Here is a 25,136-nt window from a genome sequence, read left to right on the forward strand (position 1 = left end):
AGAGATGGCTAAGAGAGATTTTGCTTTCGGAAAAGAAAATTTTATTCTGATCGCGGTTGCAGTGGCGGTGATCATTGTGGGTTTTATGTTGATGAGTGGCGGCGGTTCTGGTGATACGACCAGTTTTAACCCGGAAATATTCAGTACACGTCGTATCGTTGTTGCTCCGGTAGTAACTGTGATCGGGTTCGGCCTGATGATTGTAGGAATCCTGAAAAACAGCAAAGGTAAAGAAATCGCAGAATGAGTTGGTTGGAAGCCTTGGTGCTGGGGATTGTACAGGGACTGACGGAGTATCTTCCCGTAAGCAGCAGCGGACATCTGGCTATCGGATCGGCGCTGTTTGGAATTGAAGGAGAAGAGAATCTGGCATTTACAATCGTAGTCCATGTGGCTACGGTATTTAGTACATTAGTTATACTCTGGAAAGAGATCGAATGGATATTTCGCGGCTTGTTCAAATTTCAGATGAACAGTGAGACACGTTATGCGATCAATATCCTGATCTCCATGATACCGATCGGTATTGTCGGAGTGTTTTTCAAAGATACGGTCGAATCTATTTTCGGATCGGGTTTGCTGATAGTCGGTTGCATGTTGTTGGTGACAGCGGCGTTGCTGGCCTTCTCTTATTATGCAAAACCCCGGCAGAAAGAAAGTATTTCGATGAAAGATGCTTTTATTATCGGCTTGTCTCAGGCTTGTGCCGTCTTGCCCGGACTTTCACGTTCCGGAACAACGATTGCCACAGGTTTGTTACTGGGTAATAATAAGGCGAAACTGGCTCAGTTCTCCTTCCTGATGGTGATTCCTCCGATTTTGGGAGAAGCCCTGTTGGATGTATTGAAGCTGGTAAAAGGTGAAGATATCGCCGGGGATATCCCGACGCTTTCGCTGGTTGTCGGTTTTGTAGCGGCTTTCCTGTCCGGTTGTCTGGCTTGTAAGTGGATGATCAATATCGTGAAGAAAGGAAAGTTGATCTACTTTGCTATTTATTGTGCAATAGCCGGTCTGGTTACTATTGCATGCACATTGATGAAGTAAATTAGAATGGATTTTATTGCAGGAGAGGTATTATATTTTAACAAGCCGCTGACGTGGACTTCGTTCGATCTGGTGAACAAGTTCCGCTATAAATTATCGCGGAAGCTGAAAGTAAAAAAAATAAAAGTCGGACATGCCGGAACGCTCGATCCGCTGGCTACCGGAGTGATGATCGTTTGTACCGGCAGGGCAACCAAAAGGATCGACGAATTCCAGTATCAGACGAAAGAATATGTCGCTACCCTGAAGCTGGGAGAAACGACCCCTTCTTTTGACCTGGAAAAGGAGATAGACGCCGTATATCCGACGGAACATATAACCCGGGAGAGGGTGGAAGAGGTACTGAATTCGTTTGTAGGAACGATACAGCAGATTCCGCCGGTCTTTTCGGCCTGCAAAGTGGATGGGAAACGTGCCTATGAACTGGCGCGTAAAGGTGAAGAAGTGGAGTTGAAGTCGAAGACACTGGTGATCGATGAGATGGAGTTGCTGGAATGCAACCTGCCGGTCATTAAGATCCGTGTGGTGTGTAGTAAAGGTACTTATATCCGTGCTTTGGCGCGCGATATCGGTGTAGCCCTGAATTCGGGTGCCCATCTGATCGGATTGGAACGTACCCGGATCGGAGATATAACATTGGATAAGTGCATGAATCCGGAAGATATCGATGCTTTTCTGGATGAAGCGGTAGAAGAGGCTTGTCCCCGCACTTGATGCGAGGCCGCAAAGGAACAAGCGATATGGTCTGTTCCAATGCGATCCCGTGTCGGGCACGGGAATTAGTCTGATAAATGATAAGAATAAAAAGAAAATAAATAAAGTAACATTATGAAGCTATCTAAATTCAAATTTAACTTGCCGCAGGAACTGATCGCTCTTCATCCCGCAAAGAACAGGGATGAGTCCCGTTTGATGGTTGTACACCGCAACACCGGGGAGATCGAACACAAAGTATTTAAAGACCTGTTGGAATATTTTGGAGAAAAAGATGTATTTATCTTCAACAACACAAAAGTTTTCCCAGCCCGTTTATATGGTAACAAAGAAAAGACCGGTGCACGTATTGAAGTGTTTTTGTTGCGTGAACTGAACGAAGATCTTCGTCTTTGGGACGTGTTGGTCGATCCGGCCCGTAAGATCCGTATCGGTAATAAACTTTATTTCGGAGAAGACGATTCGATGGTTGCCGAAGTGATTGACAATACAACCTCCCGTGGTCGTACTCTGCGTTTCTTGTATGACGGTAATCATGATGAATTTAAAAAAGCATTGTATGCGTTGGGTGAAACCCCGCTACCTAAATATATCGACCGTCCGGTGGAAGCCGATGATGAAGACCGCTACCAGAACATTTTCGCTACGGAAGAAGGTGCGGTGGTTGCTCCGGCAGCCGGTCTGCATTTCAGCCGCGAATTGATGAAACGTCTGGAGATTAAGGATTGCCGTTTTGCTTTCCTGACCGTTCATTCCGGATTAGGAAACTTCCGTGAAATCGACGTGGAAGATTTGACAAAGCATAAGATGGATTCCGAACAGATGGTCGTGAACGGAGATGTTGTGAGTATTGTGAACGAGGGTAAGGACGACGGTCGTCAGATCTGTGCTGTCGGAACTTCCGTGATGCGTGCGATTGAAACGGCAGTAAGTACCGACGGACATCTGAAAGAATTCGAAGGATGGACCAATAAGTTCATTTTCCCTCCTTACGATTTCAGTGTGGCTACCAGCATGATCACCAACTTCCATATGCCGCTGTCGACTCTTCTGATGATGACTGCTTCATTCGGAGGATACGATCTGATTATGGATGCCTATGAGGTAGCCCTGAAAGAAGGATACCGTTTCGGTGCCTATGGTGACGCAATGTTGATTATCTAAGACAAGGTTTATGGCTATCGCATACCTGGCTTTAGGTACGAACATAGGGAATAAAAGACGGAATATGATAACGGCCGCAGCGCTGTTAGCTGAAAGGGTGGGAGACGTTCTCGCCCTTTCCGGTTTTTATGAAACCGAACCCTGGGGGTTTCAGTCCGAAAATACGTTCCTGAATGCAGCTTTACAGCTTGATACATCCCTGTCTCCGCTTGAACTTTTAAAAGCGACCCAGGAGATCGAGATAGAGATGGGGCGTACGCAGAAAAGTAACGGTGCCTATCATGACCGTATCATCGATATCGATATTCTGCTGTATGAAGACCTGGTCCTGCAAACTCCGGAGCTGACTTTGCCGCATCCGCTGATGCATGAGCGTCTGTTCGTGATGGAACCTTTGGCCGAAATTGCCCCGAATGTAATTCATCCCGTATTTAAAAAGCCTGTTATATCTCTGTTATAAAAGGCAACATTTTGTAACTTCGCACTGTTTTCACATAAATATAAAAGATAAAGCAATGAACGATATAGAAAAAATCCTGACCGGTGGAGGAATGGTTTTCAAGAAAAAAGCCAGCGACGAAAATACCGGCGACAAGAAAATCAAATATTCTGACTTTCTGAGAGGTACCCATAAATCAGGCTCTGCCAAAATGAAAGCCGAGTATAAGTACAAGAAAGCACTTCGGAATACTAAAAAGAAAAAATAATTTTCAATTTTCAATTTTGAATTGTCAATTATTCTTATCTTTGCATCCGAATTGATGTGGATAGATTTGTATTGCTTGCAACCACAGGAAAAAATGCTAAAAACAAGATACTTTTCTTAGCCGTTCGGCATATATGGTCCTTCCGTTATCAATTCATTATTAATTAATAACCCGTTGTTAATTGAACATCGTTCTTTAGTCCCTACTAATTTTCAATTTTCAATTTTCAATTTTCAATTAAAAAGTAATGAGTTATTTATTCACCTCCGAATCGGTGTCCGAAGGGCACCCCGATAAAGTAGCCGATCAGATATCGGATGCTTTGCTGGATGAGTTTCTTGCGTATGACAAGAGCTCGAAAGTTGCTTGCGAAACCCTTGTTACAACCGGACAGGTTGTCTTGGCTGGAGAAGTTAAATCAAGTGCTTATGTAGATGTGCAGGATGTTGCACGCAGCGTGATCGAAAAAATTGGTTACACCAAGAGTGAATACCAGTTTGAAGCGAAATCATGTGGCGTATTCTCTTCTATCCATGAACAGAGTGGCGATATCAATCGTGGTGTGGAACGCGAAGACCCTTATAACCAGGGTGCCGGCGACCAGGGTATGATGTTCGGCTATGCGACCAATGAAACAGAGAATTACATGCCTCTGGCTCTCGATCTCTCACACAGCCTGTTATGGGAACTGGCTAAGATCCGCAAGAACGAAAACGACCTGATGCCTTATCTCCGTCCGGATGCAAAGAGCCAGGTCACTATTGAATATGATGACAACGGCAAGCCGTTGCGCATCGATACGATCGTTGTATCGACTCAGCATGACGAGTTTATCGGTCCGAAAGGCATTAGCCAGGAAGAAGCCGATATCGCTATGCAGAAGAAGATTGCAGCCGATGTAAAGAGTATCCTGGTACCGCGCGTAAAAGCCCAGTATCCGGCTCATGTACAGGCTTTGTTCAATGATGATATCATTTACCATGTGAATCCGACCGGCAAGTTCGTGATCGGTGGCCCTCATGGTGATACCGGATTGACCGGACGTAAGATCATTGTGGATACATACGGTGGAAAAGGTGCTCACGGTGGTGGAGCATTCTCCGGTAAAGACCCTTCGAAGGTTGACCGTTCTGCCGCTTATGCTGCCCGTCATATCGCCAAAAACCTGGTGGCTGCCGGTGTGGCTGATGAAATGCTGGTACAGGTATCTTATGCAATCGGTGTCGCCAAACCGATGAACATCTTCGTGAATACCTTCGGCCGTGCAAATGTAAAAATGACAGACGGCGAAATCGCTGAAAAGATCTGGGATCTTTTCGATATGCGCCCGAAAGCCATTGAAGAACGCCTGAAACTGCGTAACCCGATCTATCTGGAAACAGCCTCTTACGGTCATATGGGGCGTAAGCCGGAAACGGTTACCAAAACGTTTATATCCCGCTATAACCCACAGCCGACAGTCTGCGAAGTAGAGTTGTTTACCTGGGAAAAGTTGGATTATGTAGATAAAGTGAAAGAAGCATTCGGAATCTGATTTCTGAAGATATAAAATGTAAAACCGGTTATGGAACAATGCCATAACCGGTTTTTTTATATAGACCTTAAGTATTTTATCACTTACAGGATTTTTTAGAGTATATTTTCCTATATTTGGCGCCATAGAATTCCTAAATCTAAATCTTATGCGTAAAATTATTTCGTTTCTTTCGCTGGCCGTGATTATATTACTGGCGGCAGCATGTAAGGAGACCTCCCCGTTTAAGTACGAGTCAGTCCCTAACGATCCTATGAAAGCACGTATCTACACGTTGGACAACGGCTTGAAAGTCTATTTGACAGTGAACAAAGAGACACCGCGTATCCAGACTTATATCGCAGTCAAAGTTGGTGGAAAAAACGACCCGGCTGAAACAACCGGGTTAGCGCATTACTTTGAACATCTGATGTTTAAGGGTACACAAAAGTTTGGTACTCAGAATTATGAAATGGAAAAGCCGCTGCTCGATCAAATCGAACAACTGTTTGAAGTTTACCGGAAGACTACCGATGAGGCCGAAAGGAAAGAAATCTATCATCAGATCGACAGTATTTCGTATGAAGCGTCCAAATATGCTATTCCCAATGAGTACGATAAGCTGATGGCTGCTATCGGAGCCAATGGCACCAATGCTTATACGGGATTTGATATGACTGTCTATACAGAAGATATTCCTTCCAATCAGATCGACAACTGGGCTAAAATCCAGGCGGACCGCTTTGAAAACAATGTAATCCGTGGTTTCCATACGGAACTGGAAACCGTTTATGAAGAAAAGAACATGTCTTTAACCAGCGATGGTCGTAAAGTATATGAGGCCGTTTTGAGCGCTCTTTTCCCGGATCATCCTTATGGAACCCAGACAGTACTGGGTACTCAGGAAAACCTCAAGAATCCTTCGATTACCAATATAAAGAACTATCATAATACCTGGTATGTGCCGAATAATATGGCAATTTGTATGTCGGGCGACTTTGACCCGGATAAAACAATTGAGGTTATCAATAAATATTTCGGTCATCTGCAACCGAACCCGAATTTACCGAAGTTGCCGGTAACCCATGAATCACCCGTCAAGGCTCCGGTTGTGAAAGAAGTATTAGGCGTGGATGCGGAAAATGTGACTTTGGGATGGCGTTTCCCGGGCGCATCGTCTCCGGAAGAAGATTTGCTGAACCTCACCGGCGAAATCGTAAATAACGGCAAAGCCGGTTTGCTGGATGTGGATCTGGTTCAACAGCAGAAAGTACTGAGTTGTTATGCAGGCACTTATGGTATGGCCGATTATAATGCATTTGTAATGAGTGGCCGTCCGAAACAAGGGCAAACACTGGACGATGTGAAAGATCTTTTCCTTGCAGAGATAGATAAACTGAAAAAGGGAGATTTCGATGAAGGTTTGCTGGAGGCTGCGATCAATAATTATAAACTGATGCAAATGTATCGCCTGGATAATAACAGTAGCCGGGCAGATATGTTTGTTTCTGCTTTTATAAATGGTGTTGACTGGAAAGACGAGGTGGCTCAGTTGGAACGTTTAAGTAAAGTGACCAAACAACAGATCGTCGACTTTGCCAATAAGTATTTCGGAGATAATTATGCTTTGATCTACAAAAGAGAGGGCAAGGATCCGAATGAGAAGAAAATCGACAAACCTAAAATTACTCCTATCGTAATGAACCGCGACAGCTCAAGCGCGTTCCTTAAGGAAATACAGGCAGTAGAGGTCGCTCCGATAGAACCTGTATTTCTCGATTATGACAAGGATTTGCAGAAGCTGACAGCAAAGTCGGATATTCCTGTTCTTTACAAACAGAATATGACGAACGATGTTTTTTCTCTGATGTATGTCTTTGAGATGGGAACGAACAACGATAAGGCGATGGGTACGGCTTTCGAATATATGAAATATCTCGGTACTTCAAAGAAAAGCCTGAAAGAGATCAATGAAGAATTTTATCGTTTGGCATGCTACTTCAATGTTTTCCCGGGAGCGGATCGCACGTATGTTATGCTGGAAGGCCTAAAGGAAAATATGCCGAAAGCAATGGCTCTCTTTGAGGAGATTCTGGCTGATGCCCAAGTGGACAAGGATACTTACGGTAATCTGGCTGACGATATTCTGAAAAAACGGACGGATGCTAAATTGAACCAGGGACAGAATTTCAATAAACTGATTCAATATGCTATCTGGGGACCGCAATCTCCGGCTACACATGTCCTTTCTACAGCTGAATTACAACAGATGGATCCTCAGGAATTGGTCGACCGTATCCATAAGATAAATACTTATGAACATAAGATACTGTATTACGGGCCTGAAAAACCGCAGGCTTTACTGGATATCGTTAAACAGTATCATAATGTTCCGGAAAAACTTGTTCCTGTTCCGGCCGCAACGGAGTTCAAGCAACAGGAAACACCGAAAAATAAAGTTTTGTTGGCACAATATGATGCCAAACAGATTTATTTCTCAGCCGTATCCAATCGTGGCGAGAAATTCGATCCGTCGATCGAGCCGACATTAAACATGTACAATGAATATTTCGGCGGCGGAATGAATGCGATCGTATTTCAGGAAATGCGTGAAGCCCGCGGACTGGCTTATTCTGCAGGGGCATATCTTATCACTCCTTCGAAATTGAAATATCCGTATGTATACCGTACGTTTATTGCTACACAGAATGATAAAATGATCGACGCAATGAAAGCCTTTGATGATATTATCAACAATATGCCGGAGTCAGAAAAAGCGTTCAATCTGGCAAAAGAAGCTTTGATAACCCGTATGCGTACGGAACGTATCACAAAATCCGGAGTCTTATGGTCGTATCTGAATGCACAGGATTTGGGATTGAATACCGACAGCAGGAAGGAACTGTTTGAAAAAGTACCTTCCATGACCCTTGCCGATATCAAAGCCTTCCAGGAGAAGTGGGTGAAAGGACGTACCTATACCTATTGTGTACTGGGAGATGAAAAGGATCTGGATCTGAAGTCCCTGGAACAGTACGGACCGGTAACGAAACTGAGTAAAGAAGAGATATTTGGATATTGAGAATTGAAAATTAAAAATTAGAAATTAAAAAGACGGTTGTTAAATACTCATTTGATTTAACAACCGTCTTTCTTTTCCTATCGAATAATTTTCAATGTTCAATTTTTAATTTTCAATTCTCAAATTCCATCATCCTGATGCATCTCCACCTCCTTGACTTTCCGGAACAGGTCGGATGCGAAGATGAAGTCGTTGAGGGCTTTGTTGTTGGAGGTGATGACCTGGTCTTTTGTTCCCTGCCATTCTTTAACACCTTCTTTGATGAAGATGATGTTTTCCCCGATATTCATTACGGAGTTCATGTCATGGGTGTTGATAACCGTGGTCATCTTATATTCCGTTGTAATATCGTGGATCAGGTCGTCTATCAGCAGGGACGTTTTAGGGTCCAGTCCGGAGTTGGGTTCGTCGCAAAAAAGATATTTAGGGTTCAATGCGATCGCACGGGCAATAGCGGCACGTTTCATCATACCACCGCTGATCTCTGACGGATACAGATGTTCCGCTTCCGAAAGATTCACGCGTTCCAGGCAGAACATGGCTCTTTTTTCTCTTTCTTTATAAGAATCATTAGAGAACATATTGAGCGGGAACATCACATTTTCAAGAACCGTCATGCTGTCGAACAAGGCAGACCCCTGGAACAGCATGCCCATTTCCCTGCGAAGCATGTTCAATTCTAATTTATCCATGGAGGTAAGGTCGCGCCCGTCATACAGGATCTCACCCGAATCCGGTTTCATCAGGCCGATGATATTTTTGATCAGGACCGTTTTCCCGGAACCGCTTCGTCCGATGATCAGATTGGTCTTCCCTGTTTCAAAAACGGCGCTGATATCATTCAGCACTGTGCGGCCTTCAAATGATTTCGTTATGTTTTTTACTTCTATCATTTCTTACGTAAGCATTAAATGGGTCATTATTACGTCTGCCAGCAGGATCATGATACTGCTCATTACAACAGCATTCGTACTCGCTTTACCGACTTCGAGTGCCCCTCCTTTCACATAATAACCGAAATAAGCGGCTATCGATGAGATTATAAAGGCGTAAACGACAGATTTTATAATAGAATACCAGATATAGAATTCATTGAAATAAAACTGCAACCCGTATTCGAAAGAGGCCGGCGTCATACCTGTTCCTGTCGAATGGCTGGCGGCTATACCTCCCATAATTCCTGTAAACATACTGAAAATAACCAGTACCGGAATAAAGATCATCAGTCCGGCAATTTTCGGCATAATCAGGAAGTTAGCCGAATTGACTCCCATAATTTCCATCGCATCGATCTGCTCCGTTACACGCATGGTTCCTATTTCGGAGGCAATGTTGCTACCTACTTTACCAGCAAGGATCAGTGCCATGATGGAGGATGAAAACTCCAGCAGGATAATTTCGCGGGTCGTATACCCGATCGTAAATTTAGGGATCAGCGGTGAACTGATATTCAATGATATCTGGATGGCGATAACCGTACCGATAAATACCGAAATGATAACCACGATCCAGAGAGAGTCGACACCCAGCTTATATATCTCTTTTATCAATTGTTTGAAGAACATGCTCCATCTGTCAGGTATTGATATGGATTTCCCCATCAACATGACATATTCTCCCATTCTATGTAACGCTTTATTCATTATTTTCTTGATTACTTATCTGTTCCAGTCTGCAAATATAACTGAAATATGTCAACTACTGTTCACTGTTTATGATTTGTTTTCACGTCAGGTACCGTGTCCCTTCGTCCATACTAGCCTGGATCGGGTAGGAGAGGATGAAGCTGTTACTCTGGAAATACTTGTTCAGATAGCCGGGGATACGTGGCATTACGGGGTCGTAGGAATAGCCTTCTTTCCGGCTGAAGATCACCCACATGCTGTCGTCCGCTTTCACATCCCGGAACACGATCAGGAAATCATCCCAGTCGCTGAAGTTTACATATGATATTTCTCCCGCTCTTTTGGCGAAGAGTTTTTTGATGGCTTTCAGCGTATCCTCCGAACCGTAGAACACGACTTTTGCCCCGGTATTCTGCAACACGTTCCATACCCGGTTCATGACCGGTATGAAGCCGATCTCCTTTTCCGCCCGGTCCGGCAGGATAATCAGGTGGCGTTTGATAGTGGCCAGCGGCTGTACCGGTTTGTAGATGAAGGTCGTTACGCTGCTGTGCTGTAATACGTTTTCAACAATATTTCCCAGGAATGCTGCCGGTATGTCCTTTTCCTTATGCAATCCGAGGACCAGGTCGGTTATCTCCCGTTCTTTCACGACGCTGGTAATGGCGTTGGAGATGCTCAGGTCGTAGCGGAGTAAACCTTTCAGCCGGGTGTCGGTGGCCGCGGCGGTATCGACGGCGGTCTGTAATACCCGTTTGGAGGACTTCAGCGTCTTGTCGTCCGAATTCTGGTTGTCTATCACTTTGAGGGCATATAATCCGCTGGTATTCGTTTTTGATTTTATGGCAAGGCTGAGGTTGACCAGTTCTTCAACCGTCTCCTCATTGCTGACGGGGATCAGGATATGTTCGTCCTTCGTATCTTTGTCTTCTGTCTCCTCACCGGATTCCTTCATCGCTATATTATGCGCTCCTTTCTGGGCGGAGAAGGAGGCGATGGCGCAGGTCACCAGGATCATCAGGATCGTACCGTTCAGTACGCTTTCATTCAGGAGCCGTATGGGAGCACCGTTGGCGTCGGTTCCCAGGATCACGTTATACCCGACCATGACGGCTGCCAGTGTAGCTGCCGCCTGGGCGTTGCTCAGTCCGAAAATAACACTCCGCTGGTCGACCGACAGGCGGAAGGTCTTTTGTGTCAGCCAGGCTGCCGCATATTTTGCCGCCGTAGCCACGATGATCATAACCATACCGACCTTGATCGTTTCGAAGCTGGTAAAGAAAACCCGGTAATCGATCAGCATCCCCACACTCAGCAGGAAGAAGGGGATAAAGATCGCGTTCCCGACAAACTCTACACGGTTCATCAGCGGCGAACTCTGCGGGATCAGCCTGTTCAGGGCCAGTCCGGCAAGGAAAGAGCCGATGATCGCTTCCATCCCCGCTAACTGGGCAAGGAATGCACCGAAGAACACCATCGACAGCACGAATATATATTGCGAAATATTATCGTGTACCCGTTTGAAGAACCATCGTCCGATAAAGGGAAACACCAGTAACACAATCAAGGCAAAAATAACGATGGAAACGCCCAGGCGTATCCAGAAAGCGTTGTCGGCATTTCCTGTCGCCATCCCGACAATAATTGTCAGCACCAGTAAAGCCAGCGTATCCGTGATCATGGTCCCGCCGACGGTAATGCTGACAGCATTGTTTTTGCTGATCCCCAGCTTGCTGATGATCGGATAAGCGATCAGCGTATGGGATGCGAACATACTGGCGAGCAGTACGGACGTCTCCATGCTGAAATCAAGCACCCATAATCCAACGACCGTCCCCAGTATCATAGGGATCAGGAACGTATACATCCCGAATACAAGACTTTTCCCGCTATTCTTCTTAAAATCCCCCATGTCTATTTCCAGCCCGGCCAGGAACATGATATAAAGTAACCCTGCCGTCCCCGAAAGAATGATACTGCTGTCGCGCAGGACAAGGTTAAAACCGTTCGGCCCGATAATGGCTCCGGCAATGATCAGTCCCAGCAGGTGCGGAACCCTGAGTTTATTCAACAGGAGCGGGGCGGCCAGGATGATCAGCAGTATCAGTAAGAACTTCAATACCGGATCAGCCAGCGGGAGGGTGAAATCTATGTTTGAGAGTAATATCATATCTATAAAGATTTACATATCTTGCATTGATAATCCTTTTATATCCAGCGTATAATGTGCCAACTGTTTTTTTATTGTTGCAACCTTTTCGTATAGGCGGGCTATATTTACCTTGTGAAAATTTCGTTTGACTTCTGCTATTAACGCCTTGTTCTCGAATCGGTTGAGGGCGATAAGGTCTATTTCATTCTCACCTTTGTTATCCCAGTAATTTCCGATATCCGTGATGTCTTCACTTTCAGCTATCATATCCCTGAAATAGCGTTCCAGGATGCGCCCGCTGTATTGTTCGTAATTTTTTAAGATGAATTGTTCCAGCATATTGTTTTTTCCCAGTTCAATCATTGACAGATTCGGGAATATGAAACGGAACCAGAACATCAGGTAATTATCATTAAGGCACCAGCGACTGTTGCGGCTTTCCGGTTTTGAAAACATCGGTTTGTTTCTGTTGATCAGGGAATATTCTTTTTCGAGATTAGCCAGATAGGCGCCCGTATTTTTTCCAATGATCGAATCTATTTCACTTTGGCTGGTCTTTCCGGAAGCTATTAATTGTAAAATGGAAAAATAAGTAGCATATTCGCGTCCGAACTCTGATATCAGCAAATCACGTCCTTCCGATAAAAAAGGAGAATCCGGTCGAATGGTATAGCGGATCATTTGATTGAAAGTGACAGCTCCGGCTTCCATTAGTAAAGCTACATATTTAGCAACACCGCCTGTGATAAGATAAAAGGCCAGAAGATCTTCCGGGGTATATTTCGGGTTATAGTCTTTCAAAATTTCTTTAATTGTTGAAACGCTGAAAGGCTTTAAAATGATTTTTGAAGTAAGGCGCCCGAATAGAGGTTCTTTGTTATTTTCAAAAATTTTTTTCATCATGGAATATATCGAACCGCAAGCGATAAAATTTATTTTTGCCTGCTCCTTGTATCTATCCCAGATATTTTGAATATCACTGAAAATGGAACTGTTAATATTGTCAAACTCCTGAAATTCATCGATGATCAGTGTGAAATGTGTTTGAGTGGCATATATCATCAGTTGTTCGAATAAAATACGAAACTCAGTTACGTTTCCGAAAATCTCCAGTTCCAGACTGTCTTTTATTTCCTGCTGGAATTGTTCACACAGAAGGACTTCGCTTTTACGTGAAACAAAGAGATAGAGAAACTTTTCACCTTTCATGCTTTCGAGCAATAAAGAGGTTTTACCGATGCGCCTGCGTCCCACCATCACCGTGAAACAAGCAGTGTTTCGTGATTGTTTATTGATATCCCAAAGTAATTCCAACTCTTGTGTACGATCGTAAAACTTCATGACTTTACTGTTTTAATGGTCATTAATTTAATGGCTGTTACAAAGGTAACTATTGTTCTTTTATAATGCAAATGAAAACCATTATTAGAGGCTAATAAAATTATTCGATTTGAATAATTCGAATTAAATAATTATATTTGCTGAAAAGATCGAGTATATGGCAAAAGTTGTAAATCCCTTTATCGTAACCGGTAAAATTGAACCGGAATATTTTTGTGATCGTATACAGGAATCGGCTCGCCTGATAAAGTCTGTCACGAACGGAAACAATATGGTTATTATATCTCCCCGCCGTATGGGTAAAACGGGACTGATTCAATTCTGTTATGAGAAGCCGGAGATCAGGGAGGAATATTACACTTTTTTCATTGATATTCTGCATACATCGGGGCTACGTGAATTTACTTATTTGTTAGGGCGTGAGATTTACGAAACCTTGTTGCCCCGCAGCCGGAAAATGACAAACCTTTTCATTCAAACCCTGAAATCCATCAGTGGAAAATTTGGATTTGATCCGCTTTCCGGTACACCGACATTTAATATAGAGTTAGGTGATATAGATCGTCCCGAGTATACGTTGGATGAGATTTTTCGTTATCTGGAAGCGGCTGACAAACCCTGTATCGTGGCGATCGACGAGTTTCAGCAGATCGCCAAATATCCGGAAAAGAATATTGAAGCCTTGTTGCGTACTCACATTCAGAAAATAAGGAATAGCCATTTCATTTTTGCCGGTAGCGAACGGCATATGATGCAAGAGATGTTCCTGTCTGCCGCCCGCCCTTTTTATCATAGTGCGGATATGCTTGAGTTGACCGCAATTGCTCCGGATATATATATCCCGTTCATTGTCGGACATTTCCTGAAGCGGAACCGCCAAATCGAGGTTGCAGATGTAGAACGGGTTTATACCCTGTTTAAAGGGCATACGTTCTACATTCAGAAAACTTTTAACGAAGCTTTTGCCGATACCCCGGAAGGGGAAATATGTACACTGGAAATGATACGGGCAGCTATCAACAACATGATTGCGGCGAATGATACGATTTTCCGTGAAATATTATCAAATATCCCTGAAAAACAGAAAGAATTACTCTATGCTATTGCCAAAGACGGCGAAGCAGAGCGTATTACATCCGGATCGTTTATAAAACGACATAGCCTGACATCTGCAAGTTCAGTACAGTCAGCTGTAAAAAAACTGCTGGAAAAAGATATTATTACTGAAATCAATAAAGTGTTTTCCGTGACCGATAAGCTGTTTTCCATGTGGATAAATCAAATTTACGGTAATAAATCCATTTTTTTATAGGCGAAACTAAGTATTTCAAAAAGGTGCACAAAAACAACGCGACCATACTAAAAAATCAAATAGTTATAAAACATATTTTTTAGCGAGGTAGGGAAAGAAAATATGTACAAATATACGGCACTTAGAGATAAATGCCGTATATTTGTACTGGGTCACTCTGGCACCAGAAGCAATTCTTCTATTATTCATAATGACCTTATTTTATCGTTTATGACGCAATATTGCAGAGTTATGCTGAGGTTGTTAGTTACTGTTCTTTCAGCTTTTCCCTGAAATACATCTCCAATGTCATACCCGACAGTTTGCGTTGCTTCTTTAGAAAGGATCGGTAAAATTTCATATTACCGGAATTAATCTGAAATTTCGCGGCGGTTATTTTCGCCACCGCGAAATTTCGAATAAAGATAAAAGACAGAACGCAAAATGACAAATTTCACCCCTGCTAAAATGACCGTATATACATTGTTTGTTTCCCTCTGCCGATCTGAACCAGCTTATTGCTGTCTATCAGTAACTTCAGGTCGTTCAGGGCCATAAACCGGCTGTAATGATTTATCTGCACGCAGGTACCGGTGTTGATACATCTGTTTTTATTCACCTCTTTCATAATATTCTCCAGCCGTTGTTCCTGTGTGAGTTTTTCTGTTTTCGCCTTTTTCACCTGTTCCAGTCCGGCTTCCCTGACTTGTTCTTTCAGGGAGGTTGCACAGCGGAAACTGACGGTGTCGGCTTCTGCGATGACTTTGGCTTTACCGTTTTCATCCGTTACTGTCCGGCTTTTCAGCGTGGGTGTGAAATACCCCAGTCCGTCCAGCTCGATGCTATTCCCTTCCGCCAGGTGAAACCCCATCCAGAAGTTAAGTGCTTCCAATACCCCTTTTACGTCTGCCGATGAGATCGTGCTCGACATCGAGATCATCTTGCACATATACTTCGTGTCGAGCGTACCTTGTGAAATGATCCGTGCATGCGGAATCTTTTTGTCTTCCCTGTCTCCCGGGACCGGTGTCTTGTACCATCCGAATTTTAAACTCATTACTATCTTGTTTTAAATTAATACCAGCCAAAACAAATTTTCATCCCGTACAACCATTCATTCAATAATCATTGAACGAAAGGAAATCAATCATCAAACGAAAGAAGCATATATGTGTTTTATTCGTTTGATATATATCAAACGTAAAAACGTACGAATACAAATATAATACGGAATGGAAGGAATTGTACCGGAGATAGCATATATTAATGATATTCTTTCAAATAAGTTCACATAAGCGGATGAAGGGAGCTGTTTTTTGTAATTGGGCTTTCTCTATGAATTGAGGACGGAGGTCTTTTTGTTTCCATTGGAAAAAAGATTGATATTCCTGTTCATTATTGTAACATTCTTCTATATAATCGGCTAACTCTTTAGGGGATTTAAAGTCATTTGCATGGATAAAACAATGCTCTCCAGGTGCGAACTCGTTGATGTTAGGGGCGCCTAAATAGATGGGAACCGCTCCGGCGATCAACGGATCAAAGAATTTCTCCGTTACATAATCGGTTGCACAGGCATTTTCAAAAGCAATAACAAATTTGTACTGTTTATATAAATTGATTTTGGACTCCCTTCCGTTATCCTGATCCATTTTCTTATTATTGAATAGTTTTCCATAGGAATCTATAGGTATTTCCCGCATAAGTTCTTTCAGGTATTCCTGTCTCGAACTTTGGTTGATCGGGCTGGATATAAGCATACAGATATTGTTGGCTCTCTCCTTTGTGTCGACTGGTTGTTTCATCAAAGGAATAAAATTGTCATGCAAATACGATTGTATGACGTCTGCCGTTTGATGATAAGAAATCCGGTAGTCAAATAGTTCCATGAATTCCGGATCTTTGAAGAACGGGTAGTTTTCTTCGCATTCCAATGTCCAGGCAACCCATATTTGTCCTTCAGGTTTATCCAGATCGTTTTCTAATTCATTGATTAAAGTAGGTAAGTGGAAAATAACTGTTTGTGCCTGAGAATAATACTGCCTGTCAGTCGTAAACCTATAGTTTTCCGGTATCTGCTCAACGGGAATGTTTAGAGGAGTATCCCACATCGTATTATATATCAATATAATATGTTTGTTTTTTATTATTTCAGGAGATAATTTCTCCGCCCAGTAAGATATCTTCCATTTTAAATAACTCTTCAAATTATTCTGGGCATTTTTGTAATAGCGGTAAATCCTCTTTTTTGAGAGTGGTGAGAGATGGTGATATATTTTAAAAATGGTATACAATGCATGTGACGGTAAAGTGAAATTACCATTTTTGATTTTGGCCAGTGATAAGAAAGCTAAATTATATAACATATAAGCTTTTGCGTATAGTTCGCTTTTCATTTCCCGGTCCGGGCCATTGAAACGGTATCCCGATGCAAAACGAATCAAACGATTAGCTATATAGATCAGGTCTCGTACGCGTTTGGACGTGACCAATGTCCTCATGATAGAACCTTCCCGTTGCCGGTATCCGTAAAAATCAATGTTGGTGATGTAAATGCTTTTTGCAAGGCAAAGAGCTTGGGGAGTCCAGAGTTCGTCTTCGTGGACAACATTCTCAAAATACAATGTTTGCTTGTTTAGCCAGTCCTTTTTGTATAGGTAATTAGAAACCATCGGAGGAAAAGCCCCGTGTTTCATTAATTCTGAAAAACACTCTTTTCCTGTCAGGCAGGTATGGCATAAATGGGATGGGATTGGATTAAATAAGGTCCCGGTTTGTCCGTCAGGATAATAACAAACGGAATTTCCCATTATTATGTCGGGGTGAAAACCGATAGCTTCCGAGAACATTTTTTCGGTCTGTCCTTCTATTATCCAATCGTCGCTGTCGATAAACATTATATATTCCCCTTGCACTTCAGACAATCCTTTATTACGTGCTGCCGACAATCCCTGATTCGGTTGATGAAAGAGCTTTATACAGGAATGAGAAGAAGCGAACTTCTCTGCAATTTCTCCGGACCGATCAGTAGAGCCATCATTGATCAAAATAATCTCCTTTGAAATTATCCGTATGTTGATCAAAGAGTTCAAACACTCTTCCAGATATGTTGCGACATTATATATCGGAACTATTATAGATAAAAAAGGACATGAAGTACTCATATAATAATTTTCTAGTGAATATATTACTTTTTTATTATTTATAAGGTCAGTTTGATTGTTTTTTTGCTTAGTTATCAGTTCGCTGTTTTGTTTTGTAGAACTTTTTTAGTGAGAAAGAATCTTTTATTTGAGATAAATTCCACATTTTGTTACGTGATTTTTTTATTGCTTTGTAATCTATGGAATATTAATTAGTTAGCTTGATTCTTTTTTTTTATTAATCCATTTTTTCTAGAATAGAAATGTTTTAATTTGAAAAATGCAAACATGAAATTTTTATATAATGAATGGTATAAAAGAAAAAATATCTTCAGATATGATAAATGTGATTGATTTTTATCAAAAATCACGATTGTTCAAAGATAGTCAATTAGAGAAGCAAGCCGAGGAATTATTAGATATTGTTTTGAAGGGACTCTCTTGTGAAATGCCTATAGAATTGGGAAATGGATTGTTAGGAACTGCTTGTGGCATTATTTATTTGCTACAGCACCAATATGTAGACGGTGATGCAGATGAGATATTGGCAGAAGTAGATCATTTTTTGTTTTGGCAGTTGACTTGTCGTCCCGATGAAGCTATTGCGAATTGGGCAGATTGGTTATACTATTTTCGAATACGTATTTTATGTAACAGAGAACCAACTAACTGTTTGTCAGAAATTATTTTTCGTCAAAATCTGATTTTTTTGTTAGATCGTTTGACTAATGCGATCAAAAGTGGATATCATTTTTCCAGAGATATCTATTCGGAAGTAAAAAATATTCATTTGATGAATATTTTTCCAGTAAGAACAGCAACTTTGCTTGGGTTACAGACAAATACTGAATCTTTGATTCCGATTGATAATATTGAAAGAGATGAGGTGGCTTTTGTTGTTGCGATCCGTATTGATTCAATCGATCGGGAGAGAAATTTGGATTTCTTATTGGAAAAATTGACAAACATACCCAATAGTAAGGTTTGGATAATAGAGGGAGATGATCGACCTCGTTATACATTCAAGCATTCATATTCGAATGTATATTATTTGTTTAAGATAGATTCTGATCCCGTTTTTTATCGTACCAAATATCTGAATGACATGCTAAAGATGGTTGAGGCTCCGATTATTGGTGTTTGGGATACAGATATTTGGGTGGCAGAGGAACAGATTCAAATGGCAGTTGATGCTATTAAGAAAAAGAAAGCAGTTATGAGCTATCCTTATGACGGACGTTGCTGTTGGCTTCCCCCTTCTGATTCAAATCGTTTTAGAGAGAATTGTTCTCCTGAAACATTGAACAATTATGGTATTTATAGACTAAATACAAACGGAGGAGCTTTTTTTGTAAACCGAAAGACTTATTTGGCAGCAGGTGGTGAAAATGAACTTTTTTACGGGTGGGGTCCGGAAGATACAGAACGTATTAAACGAATGGAAATATTGAGACTACCTGTTTTTAGATCACCAGGACCTTTATTCCATTTATATCATCCCCGTAATGATAATTCAAAATATGCTGAAGGAGACATTGAAATGCATAATCGGAAGATGTTTTTGAAAATTTGTAGTTTATCTGCAGGAGAACTGTTGAATTTTATTCAAAAGAATGGTTATGACATGAGAAAGCTTACAGATACTTTTCGAAAAAATGAAAAATATAGTTCGGAGATAGCTTTTTGGAAAAATGAAATTTCTCGATATAAATTGTGGTATGAAGGAAAGTTATCTGAATTGTACGGAACTTCTTCTCCGTTGCCGGAGCAATGCATTGTATTGGAAAATCCAATACACTCTGCAATTATGACTTGGACGAAGTTACACCAACAAATTAAATATTTGCAGGTATTGCAGTTGGATTCACAGATATTTTCCGGGAAAAAGGTTTTGGATCTAGGAGCGGGACCTATGCCGAGTGCTACTTGTTTTTCTGGATGTGAACTATATGCTTTGGACCCGTTAATGTCTGTTTATAGAGATTTAGGGTTTCCACATGAATTGTATCCGGATGTTCATTTTATAGAAGCTTATGCTGAAAAACAACCTTTTGAGGATAATTTTTTTGATGTAGTAATATCTGTCAATGCAATTGATCATATCGATTCTTTAGAACTAGTAGGAATGGAATTACAAAGGGTTTGCAAACCGGATTGTTTTTTTACGATGCATGTTCACTACCATTCGGCAACGGTTTGTGAACCAATAGAGATTAGCGATATTCTATTTAAAAAAGTATTTAACTGGGTTAAAAATCTTCGAGTCGTTTCACGTTCACAATATTCTTATGGTTCAGTTATTCCGGAATGGGAACAATATGTTTTGTGGAGTAATTTCTAAGTGAAGAAATCTATTGTTTGTTGTGTGAAATCACTTGTGGAGAAGAATTATAAGCTTTTATCGATATTTGTTTTGATCTTATGAAAATAAAGTTTTACCTTGCATTCAATAATTTGAATGTATATGATGAAAGACCCTAAACTAATTCTGAATCTGCTATTTTTTTTCTGTCTGGTGGCTTGCGGTGACGGTACAAGTGTATCTCCCTTATTGATTGAAGCAGAGAAATACATGAATGAAAGACCGGATAGTGCGTTATTACTATTAGATAGTATAGCACATCCGGAAAATCTTTCACAGGAACAAAATGCTCTCTGGTGTTTATTGTTGACTCAGGCACAGGATAAAAATATCATTACTCCTACATCTGACTCTTTGATAAATGTAGCAGTGGATTATTTTGAAAAGACTGACAATATGGAGAGAAAGGCACAAGCTTATTATTGCCAGGGAAGAGTCTTGACTGATATGTTGCTTTTTGATAAAGCGATTATCAGTTATTTAAAAGCGGAAGAAATGGTACTGCAAACTACTGATTATAATTTGCAGGCACGTATTTATAATCATTTGGGAGATTTGTATGATAAGACTTCGTTTTACGAAGATGCTTTATCTTGTTATCAAAAAGCGTATGATTCTTATAAATTAGCAAATAATTTATTGGGTGTGGCTTTTGTATTGAGAGATATAGGATCGTCTTATGAGTATCAGAATCAATTAGATAGTGCAACTTCCTATTTAAAAAAATCATTGGAAATATCAGATGAGAATGGCTGGAATGATTTGAGTAGGAGCCTTCTTGTCTGTCTAGGGAATATTTGTGAAAGTCAATCATCATATTCGGAAGCAGTTGAATATCTTTATAAATCTATGAGTGGGGTAGAAGAAGATAACCTATCCTATTCTTTATATTATTCGTTAGGTTACTTATATCGACAGGTAGGACTATCGGATTCTGCATTTTATTATTTGAATAAAGCTATGGACAGTTCTGACTTGTATATACAGTGTCAATTGAATAGGGAGTTTTCTGTCTTATTCTTTGAAAGTAAAGATTATGAAACTGCATTTGAATATAATGAACGATATATATTATTACGTGATTCGATAGAACATATTTATCAACCTGAAAAATTGGCAGAGATTGAAGCACGCTATAATTATGATAAATTGATCAATGAAAAGAGTCAATTGGCTTTAAAGAAAAAAAATGCAATATTGTTTTTTTCTATTTTAATATTAGCTTTGTTGTTTTTTATATTCATAGTCTTTATTCGATATCAAAAAATAATTTGTGAAAAGCAAGTGATAATAAGAGATGGAGAAATTGCTCTTTCAAAGAGTCTATCAGTAATTGAATTTAATAAAACTCTGTTAAGTGAAAAGGAAAATGAACTTAAGTTGAAAATGAAAGAATTGGAGGATAATGCCGTAACGATTCAATCATTAATGCTTGAAAAAAAACAGCTTGGAGAATCATTGGCTCAAAGATGTAAAGTTTTAAATGAAGAGATAGTCACTTTGCAAAGTGAAATCGAAAATAAGGATTTTTTATATGAAAATAAACAACATGAACTTCAATTAAAAAGGGATGAATTAGAAAATACTGAAGCGAAAATTGAATTCATAGAATATGAAAAACAACAACTAAAGAGTGTGTATTCTGCGCAAGCAGATGCTTTAGATAAGCAAATAACTATATTGCAGAGCGATATAAAAGCGAAAGAGTCTGTTATTAAGAATTTGAGAAATAAATCGAGAGGATTTTTGCGTAAATATTTAGAAAATAACTATCCGCAAATGAAAAAACTTTATGATAAGGGAGATGTTGTTGTCAAATACTCAGATAAAGAATGGGAAGTTTTTGAGGAGTTGTTTTGTTCTATTTATCCTAAATTAATACCTAAGCTTTGTAAGAATTATCCTAAAATGAATAAGAAGGAACAGAGGTTCTGTTGTTTGTTATTATTAGGTGTAAAAACGGCAAAAATATCGGCAATTATGGATTTAGAACCTAATACCATTTCAAAATATCCAACTAACATTCAAGAAAAATATTTTAAATCGTATGGAAAAAAATCATTAGAAGATATATTACTTAGTATAGTGTAAAATCCATATTTCAAATTTTGAACATTTGTTGCTTTGAGTTGGTTGTTGATAATCAATGTGCTGGTTCTGTTTTTTTTATTTGTTAAATCCATATTTTTTCAAAAAAGGATTTGTTATTTTGCTGTACAAACAACAAATTAAAGTCAATTATGAAAAAAACAGTTATCTTATTCTTATGTATGCTTGTCGCATTTAGTGCATTTTCCAAAATAATGGATTCAAGAGATATCCATTTAAAAGCACGAAAGGCGGATAAAGATGTTCTCCGTAGTGTTATTCCTGTAAGGTCTTCTTTGGAAGGAAATACAATTTTAATCAACTTTTTTAACGCTCCGCGAAATGTAACAGTGACAGTACTGGATGCCGAAGGTAATAAAGTTTTTATAGAGGCCTATAGTTCACCGAAAATCGTTAAATTGCAGGCACTTTATGTATCTGGTTCCTATACGCTTGAAGTTGCCTATGAAGATACATGTTTATATGGCGATTTTGCAATAGAATGACCATTCCTTATACGTGCCAAATAATGGATATAGCAGTGAGCTCCATGAATATAGTAGATGGTTTATATAATTAATATAGTCCAATATACTAGTGGGGTTCACTGTGTGTTTTTTAACTAGAAGCGAATCTCTATAATTCTATAAGCTAAATACTATGATTGACATATCCGTCATAATGCCTGTCTTTAACGAAGAGAAGTATCTTCATGCAGCAATTGACAGCATACTTTCTCAGACTTTTGACAATTTTGAATTTATTATAATAGATGATGCGTCAACAGATAATTCATTGCAAATCATTAAGTCTTATACGGATAAACGTATTATATTGATTTGTAATGAATATAATGTCGGGAACTATCCTTCCCGGAATAGAGGATTGGAACTTGCCGTTGGAAAATATATTTGTGTTATGGATGCGGACGATATAGCCTATCCTCAAAAATTTGAGTTCCAATATAAGTATCTGGAAACTCATCCGGATATTTGGGGAATAGGTACGAATTTTATTTTCTCGAATCCGCAGATGAAACGACATTTATCCTTATCATATGAACAATTGATGATTCATTTGCTTCAGAATAATACTTTTTTGCATTCATCTTTGATGATACGAACTGATGTGATGAGAATGCATGGCGGATATGATGAAAAATATATCTACTCTTCCGACTATGACCTTATGTCGAGGCTTGTATTATCAGGAAAGGTCGAAAATCTGCCGAATATATTGATGATGTGCCGTTGGCATGCGTCTCAGATATCCCAGTTACATCGAGATGAACAGAAAGCATTTGCTTATGATATACGCCGTAAATATCAGATTGAATTTATAAACCGTTATAGGAGCGCCAATCAGCAAACACCGGACGAGTGGACTGTCGGTATTCCGCAAATTGGACGAATTATAGCATTGTATACTTATGCGAGTTATACCGGAGATGTGATTTATGAAAAACAAGCGGATGAGTTATTAGAGCAATTATTGGAAAATGATATAGAAATTATTCCTTCTTTAGGACGGGAATGTAGTTTATGTAGCTTGGGATGCGGTCTTATATACATCCTGCGCAATGGATTTGCCGAAGGAAAAGAAGATGAAGTGCTGGCGGAACTGGATAAACGCCTGCTCATTCTCTGTATGAATTGGAAAAAAGAAGAAGTCTATTCTTTATATGGTTGGATACATTATTTGACGCTTCGGATAGATGTTTCGGAAGAAAGTTCTGTAACTCTTTTCAATAAACAAAACCTGATCCAATTACTGGATCGTCTGGAAGAGGTGGGAATGATTGATGAGTGTTTATTGAAGGACATCCGGATAATAGATGGTTTGGGGCTCTTTCCAGAGCGAACTAAACGGTTATTAGGAACGAAAGAAATTGTCAGTACGAACTACAATGATATAGAAAAACCGCTAGATGATGTAGTTACATTCGTAATCCCGGTTCGCATAGACTCGTCTGAACGGCAGGCAAATCTGGATGTGGTGTTAGATCAGTTATCGAAACGTACACATACTAAAATAATAATATTAGAAGCTGATTCCGGTCCCTTATATAAAATGCCAGAAAATTATCCGAATGTGACTTACTTATTTGTGAAAGACGATAACCCGATTTTTTACCGGACGAAATACCTGAATGAATTGTTAAGGCAAGCCGATACATCTATTGTTGGTATATGGGATACCGATGTGATAGTTCCGGATAATCAGATAGATTGTTCGATAGACGACATACGTGAAGGAAGAGCAGTCATGAGTTTCCCTTATGACGGATGTTTCAATTTCTGTTCGTTGGAAGATAGTTTTGTATTTCGAAATAACCGTTCTATTGATTTTTTGAAAGAAAGAGAACATTTTAACCGTGTTATTCATTCTGTCGGTGGTGCTTTATTAGTACACAGGAGTATTTATTTGAATGCAGGGGGAGAGAATGAGCACTTTTATGGTTGGGGGATGGAGGATCAGGAACGTGTAAAACGGATGGAAATATTAGGACTACCAGTTTCTCGAGTTACCGGAGTTTTATACCATTTGTTTCATTTTCGAAATGGAAACTCCCGATATTGTAGTGAACGGCAGAGGATAGAGAGCGGTAAAGAGTTTATGAAAGTTTGTAGTATGTCCAAAAATCAACTAAAACAATATATATGTAGCTGGAATAACATTGCTACAAATTTTGAAACTCAAATTTATTTATCTTTAAACACCAATGAAATTATATCGATCTAATTACGAGATCGTGGCTAATTATTAGCTTGAAATCCATGTTTTTGTAGGGCTCTTTTAATTTTACATAGCATGGAAGTTTAGCGGGTTTATTATCAGGGTGTTGTGTGGCGTGTTAAAATAGATTCAATCCACTTTTTATTTTTTTAGATCCATACCTTTGTCTTGAAA

The 25,136-nt window shown here is 40.1% G+C and carries 19 protein-coding genes; 13 read left to right on the plus strand and 6 right to left on the minus strand.

Features of this window, described 5'->3' with window-relative positions; all coding sequences use genetic code 11:
• Positions 1-4: 4 nt before the first annotated feature.
• The 8 genes from K6V26_RS27390 to K6V26_RS27425 all read left to right on the plus strand — a co-directional run bounded on the left by K6V26_RS27390 (position 5) and on the right by K6V26_RS27425 (position 8,224).
• Positions 5-247, plus strand: coding sequence for a DUF3098 domain-containing protein (locus K6V26_RS27390; RefSeq protein ID WP_009859623.1), 243 nt, complete (start codon positions 5-7; stop codon positions 245-247).
• Positions 244-1,044, plus strand: coding sequence for an undecaprenyl-diphosphate phosphatase (locus K6V26_RS27395; protein ID WP_009859622.1), 801 nt, complete (start codon positions 244-246; stop codon positions 1,042-1,044). The genes K6V26_RS27390 and K6V26_RS27395 overlap by 4 nt, the downstream gene beginning before the upstream one ends.
• A gap of 6 nt (positions 1,045-1,050) precedes the next feature.
• Entirely contained in the window at positions 1,051-1,758 is a 708-nt protein-coding gene (truB, locus tag K6V26_RS27400) for a tRNA pseudouridine(55) synthase TruB (RefSeq protein ID WP_010800579.1), read from the plus strand.
• Between the two features lie 114 nt (positions 1,759-1,872).
• The gene (queA, locus tag K6V26_RS27405; protein ID WP_010800578.1) at positions 1,873-2,922 is read left to right on the plus strand and encodes a tRNA preQ1(34) S-adenosylmethionine ribosyltransferase-isomerase QueA; all 1,050 of its coding nucleotides are present in this window, start codon (positions 1,873-1,875) and stop codon (positions 2,920-2,922) included.
• A 10-nt stretch (positions 2,923-2,932) separates the two neighbouring features.
• Positions 2,933-3,382 (plus strand): 2-amino-4-hydroxy-6-hydroxymethyldihydropteridine diphosphokinase, encoded by a 450-nt coding sequence (gene folK, locus K6V26_RS27410; RefSeq protein WP_046146293.1) that lies wholly within the window; start codon positions 2,933-2,935, stop codon positions 3,380-3,382.
• Positions 3,383-3,437: 55 nt separating this feature from the next.
• On the plus strand, positions 3,438-3,629 hold the full coding sequence (locus K6V26_RS27415; protein WP_009859618.1) for a hypothetical protein: 192 nt from the start codon (positions 3,438-3,440) through the stop codon (positions 3,627-3,629).
• Between the two features lie 247 nt (positions 3,630-3,876).
• Positions 3,877-5,163 carry a methionine adenosyltransferase gene (gene metK / locus K6V26_RS27420; protein ID WP_009859617.1) on the plus strand — a complete coding sequence of 429 codons (1,287 nt, stop codon included), beginning with the start codon at positions 3,877-3,879 and terminating at the stop codon, positions 5,161-5,163.
• Positions 5,164-5,311: 148 nt separating this feature from the next.
• Positions 5,312-8,224, plus strand: coding sequence for a M16 family metallopeptidase (locus tag K6V26_RS27425; RefSeq protein WP_224264347.1), 2,913 nt, complete (start codon positions 5,312-5,314; stop codon positions 8,222-8,224).
• Between the two features lie 119 nt (positions 8,225-8,343).
• Here the strand turns inward: K6V26_RS27425 and K6V26_RS27430 are convergent, their stop codons facing one another.
• The 4 genes from K6V26_RS27430 to K6V26_RS27445 all read right to left on the minus strand — a co-directional run bounded on the left by K6V26_RS27430 (position 8,344) and on the right by K6V26_RS27445 (position 13,342).
• The gene (locus K6V26_RS27430; protein ID WP_009859610.1) at positions 8,344-9,117 is read right to left on the minus strand and encodes an ABC transporter ATP-binding protein; all 774 of its coding nucleotides are present in this window, start codon (positions 9,115-9,117) and stop codon (positions 8,344-8,346) included.
• Between the two features lie 3 nt (positions 9,118-9,120).
• Positions 9,121-9,867, minus strand: a complete 747-nt coding sequence (locus K6V26_RS27435; protein ID WP_044215279.1) for an MlaE family ABC transporter permease — start codon at positions 9,865-9,867, stop codon at positions 9,121-9,123.
• Between the two features lie 82 nt (positions 9,868-9,949).
• Positions 9,950-12,019 carry a cation:proton antiporter gene (locus K6V26_RS27440; RefSeq protein WP_129698356.1) on the minus strand — a complete coding sequence of 690 codons (2,070 nt, stop codon included), beginning with the start codon at positions 12,017-12,019 and terminating at the stop codon, positions 9,950-9,952.
• A gap of 12 nt (positions 12,020-12,031) precedes the next feature.
• Positions 12,032-13,342, minus strand: a complete 1,311-nt coding sequence (locus tag K6V26_RS27445) for an ATP-binding protein (RefSeq protein ID WP_129698357.1) — start codon at positions 13,340-13,342, stop codon at positions 12,032-12,034.
• 157 nt (positions 13,343-13,499) lie between these two features.
• On the opposite strand from K6V26_RS27445, the gene K6V26_RS27450 reads away from it, so the two are divergent.
• A complete protein-coding gene (locus K6V26_RS27450; protein WP_009859606.1) occupies positions 13,500-14,654 on the plus strand; it encodes an AAA family ATPase in 1,155 nt (384 codons plus the stop codon).
• A gap of 442 nt (positions 14,655-15,096) precedes the next feature.
• Here K6V26_RS27450 and K6V26_RS27455 read toward each other — a convergent pair whose 3' ends face one another.
• Both K6V26_RS27455 and K6V26_RS27460 read right to left on the minus strand, forming a co-directional pair.
• The gene (locus K6V26_RS27455) at positions 15,097-15,690 is read right to left on the minus strand and encodes an HU family DNA-binding protein (RefSeq protein WP_009859605.1); all 594 of its coding nucleotides are present in this window, start codon (positions 15,688-15,690) and stop codon (positions 15,097-15,099) included.
• 220 nt (positions 15,691-15,910) lie between these two features.
• Complete coding sequence (locus K6V26_RS27460; protein WP_129698358.1) at positions 15,911-17,797, minus strand: glycosyltransferase family 10 domain-containing protein; 1,887 nt, start codon at positions 17,795-17,797, stop codon at positions 15,911-15,913.
• A gap of 283 nt (positions 17,798-18,080) precedes the next feature.
• Here K6V26_RS27460 and K6V26_RS27465 point away from each other — a divergent pair, with 283 nt between their 5' ends.
• From K6V26_RS27465 to K6V26_RS27480, 4 genes are all read left to right on the plus strand, one after another.
• Complete coding sequence (locus K6V26_RS27465; protein ID WP_129698359.1) at positions 18,081-20,117, plus strand: methyltransferase domain-containing protein; 2,037 nt, start codon at positions 18,081-18,083, stop codon at positions 20,115-20,117.
• A 123-nt stretch (positions 20,118-20,240) separates the two neighbouring features.
• Positions 20,241-22,229, plus strand: coding sequence for a tetratricopeptide repeat protein (locus K6V26_RS27470; RefSeq protein ID WP_165364471.1), 1,989 nt, complete (start codon positions 20,241-20,243; stop codon positions 22,227-22,229).
• 149 nt (positions 22,230-22,378) lie between these two features.
• Positions 22,379-22,732 (plus strand): DUF3244 domain-containing protein, encoded by a 354-nt coding sequence (locus K6V26_RS27475; protein ID WP_224264348.1) that lies wholly within the window; start codon positions 22,379-22,381, stop codon positions 22,730-22,732.
• 154 nt (positions 22,733-22,886) lie between these two features.
• Positions 22,887-24,968, plus strand: a complete 2,082-nt coding sequence (locus tag K6V26_RS27480; RefSeq protein ID WP_195585983.1) for a glycosyltransferase — start codon at positions 22,887-22,889, stop codon at positions 24,966-24,968.
• Positions 24,969-25,136: the final 168 nt, after the last annotated feature.

Source organism: Parabacteroides goldsteinii (genome assembly GCF_020091425.1).
GTDB lineage: Bacteria > Bacteroidota > Bacteroidia > Bacteroidales > Tannerellaceae > Parabacteroides > Parabacteroides goldsteinii.

Bases quoted from the DNA above. Each gene is read 5' to 3' on its own strand.
- K6V26_RS27425 (WP_224264347.1), top strand. From the start codon at position 5,312: ATGCGTAAAATTATTTCGTTTCTTTCGCTGGCCGTGATTATATTACTG.
- K6V26_RS27445 (WP_129698357.1), bottom strand. From the start codon at position 13,342: ATGAAGTTTTACGATCGTACACAAGAGTTGGAATTACTTTGGGATATC.
- K6V26_RS27395 (WP_009859622.1), top strand. From the start codon at position 244: ATGAGTTGGTTGGAAGCCTTGGTGCTGGGGATTGTACAGGGACTGACG.
- K6V26_RS27475 (WP_224264348.1), top strand. From the start codon at position 22,379: ATGAAAAAAACAGTTATCTTATTCTTATGTATGCTTGTCGCATTTAGT.
- K6V26_RS27440 (WP_129698356.1), bottom strand. From the start codon at position 12,019: ATGATATTACTCTCAAACATAGATTTCACCCTCCCGCTGGCTGATCCG.
- K6V26_RS27455 (WP_009859605.1), bottom strand. From the start codon at position 15,690: ATGAGTTTAAAATTCGGATGGTACAAGACACCGGTCCCGGGAGACAGG.
- K6V26_RS27465 (WP_129698359.1), top strand. From the start codon at position 18,081: ATGAATGGTATAAAAGAAAAAATATCTTCAGATATGATAAATGTGATT.
- queA (WP_010800578.1), top strand. From the start codon at position 1,873: ATGAAGCTATCTAAATTCAAATTTAACTTGCCGCAGGAACTGATCGCT.
- folK (WP_046146293.1), top strand. From the start codon at position 2,933: ATGGCTATCGCATACCTGGCTTTAGGTACGAACATAGGGAATAAAAGA.
- K6V26_RS27435 (WP_044215279.1), bottom strand. From the start codon at position 9,867: ATGAATAAAGCGTTACATAGAATGGGAGAATATGTCATGTTGATGGGG.
- K6V26_RS27450 (WP_009859606.1), top strand. From the start codon at position 13,500: ATGGCAAAAGTTGTAAATCCCTTTATCGTAACCGGTAAAATTGAACCG.
- K6V26_RS27430 (WP_009859610.1), bottom strand. From the start codon at position 9,117: ATGATAGAAGTAAAAAACATAACGAAATCATTTGAAGGCCGCACAGTG.
- K6V26_RS27390 (WP_009859623.1), top strand. From the start codon at position 5: ATGGCTAAGAGAGATTTTGCTTTCGGAAAAGAAAATTTTATTCTGATC.
- truB (WP_010800579.1), top strand. From the start codon at position 1,051: ATGGATTTTATTGCAGGAGAGGTATTATATTTTAACAAGCCGCTGACG.
- K6V26_RS27460 (WP_129698358.1), bottom strand. From the start codon at position 17,797: ATGAGTACTTCATGTCCTTTTTTATCTATAATAGTTCCGATATATAAT.
- metK (WP_009859617.1), top strand. From the start codon at position 3,877: ATGAGTTATTTATTCACCTCCGAATCGGTGTCCGAAGGGCACCCCGAT.
- K6V26_RS27480 (WP_195585983.1), top strand. From the start codon at position 22,887: ATGATTGACATATCCGTCATAATGCCTGTCTTTAACGAAGAGAAGTAT.
- K6V26_RS27415 (WP_009859618.1), top strand. From the start codon at position 3,438: ATGAACGATATAGAAAAAATCCTGACCGGTGGAGGAATGGTTTTCAAG.
- K6V26_RS27470 (WP_165364471.1), top strand. From the start codon at position 20,241: ATGATGAAAGACCCTAAACTAATTCTGAATCTGCTATTTTTTTTCTGT.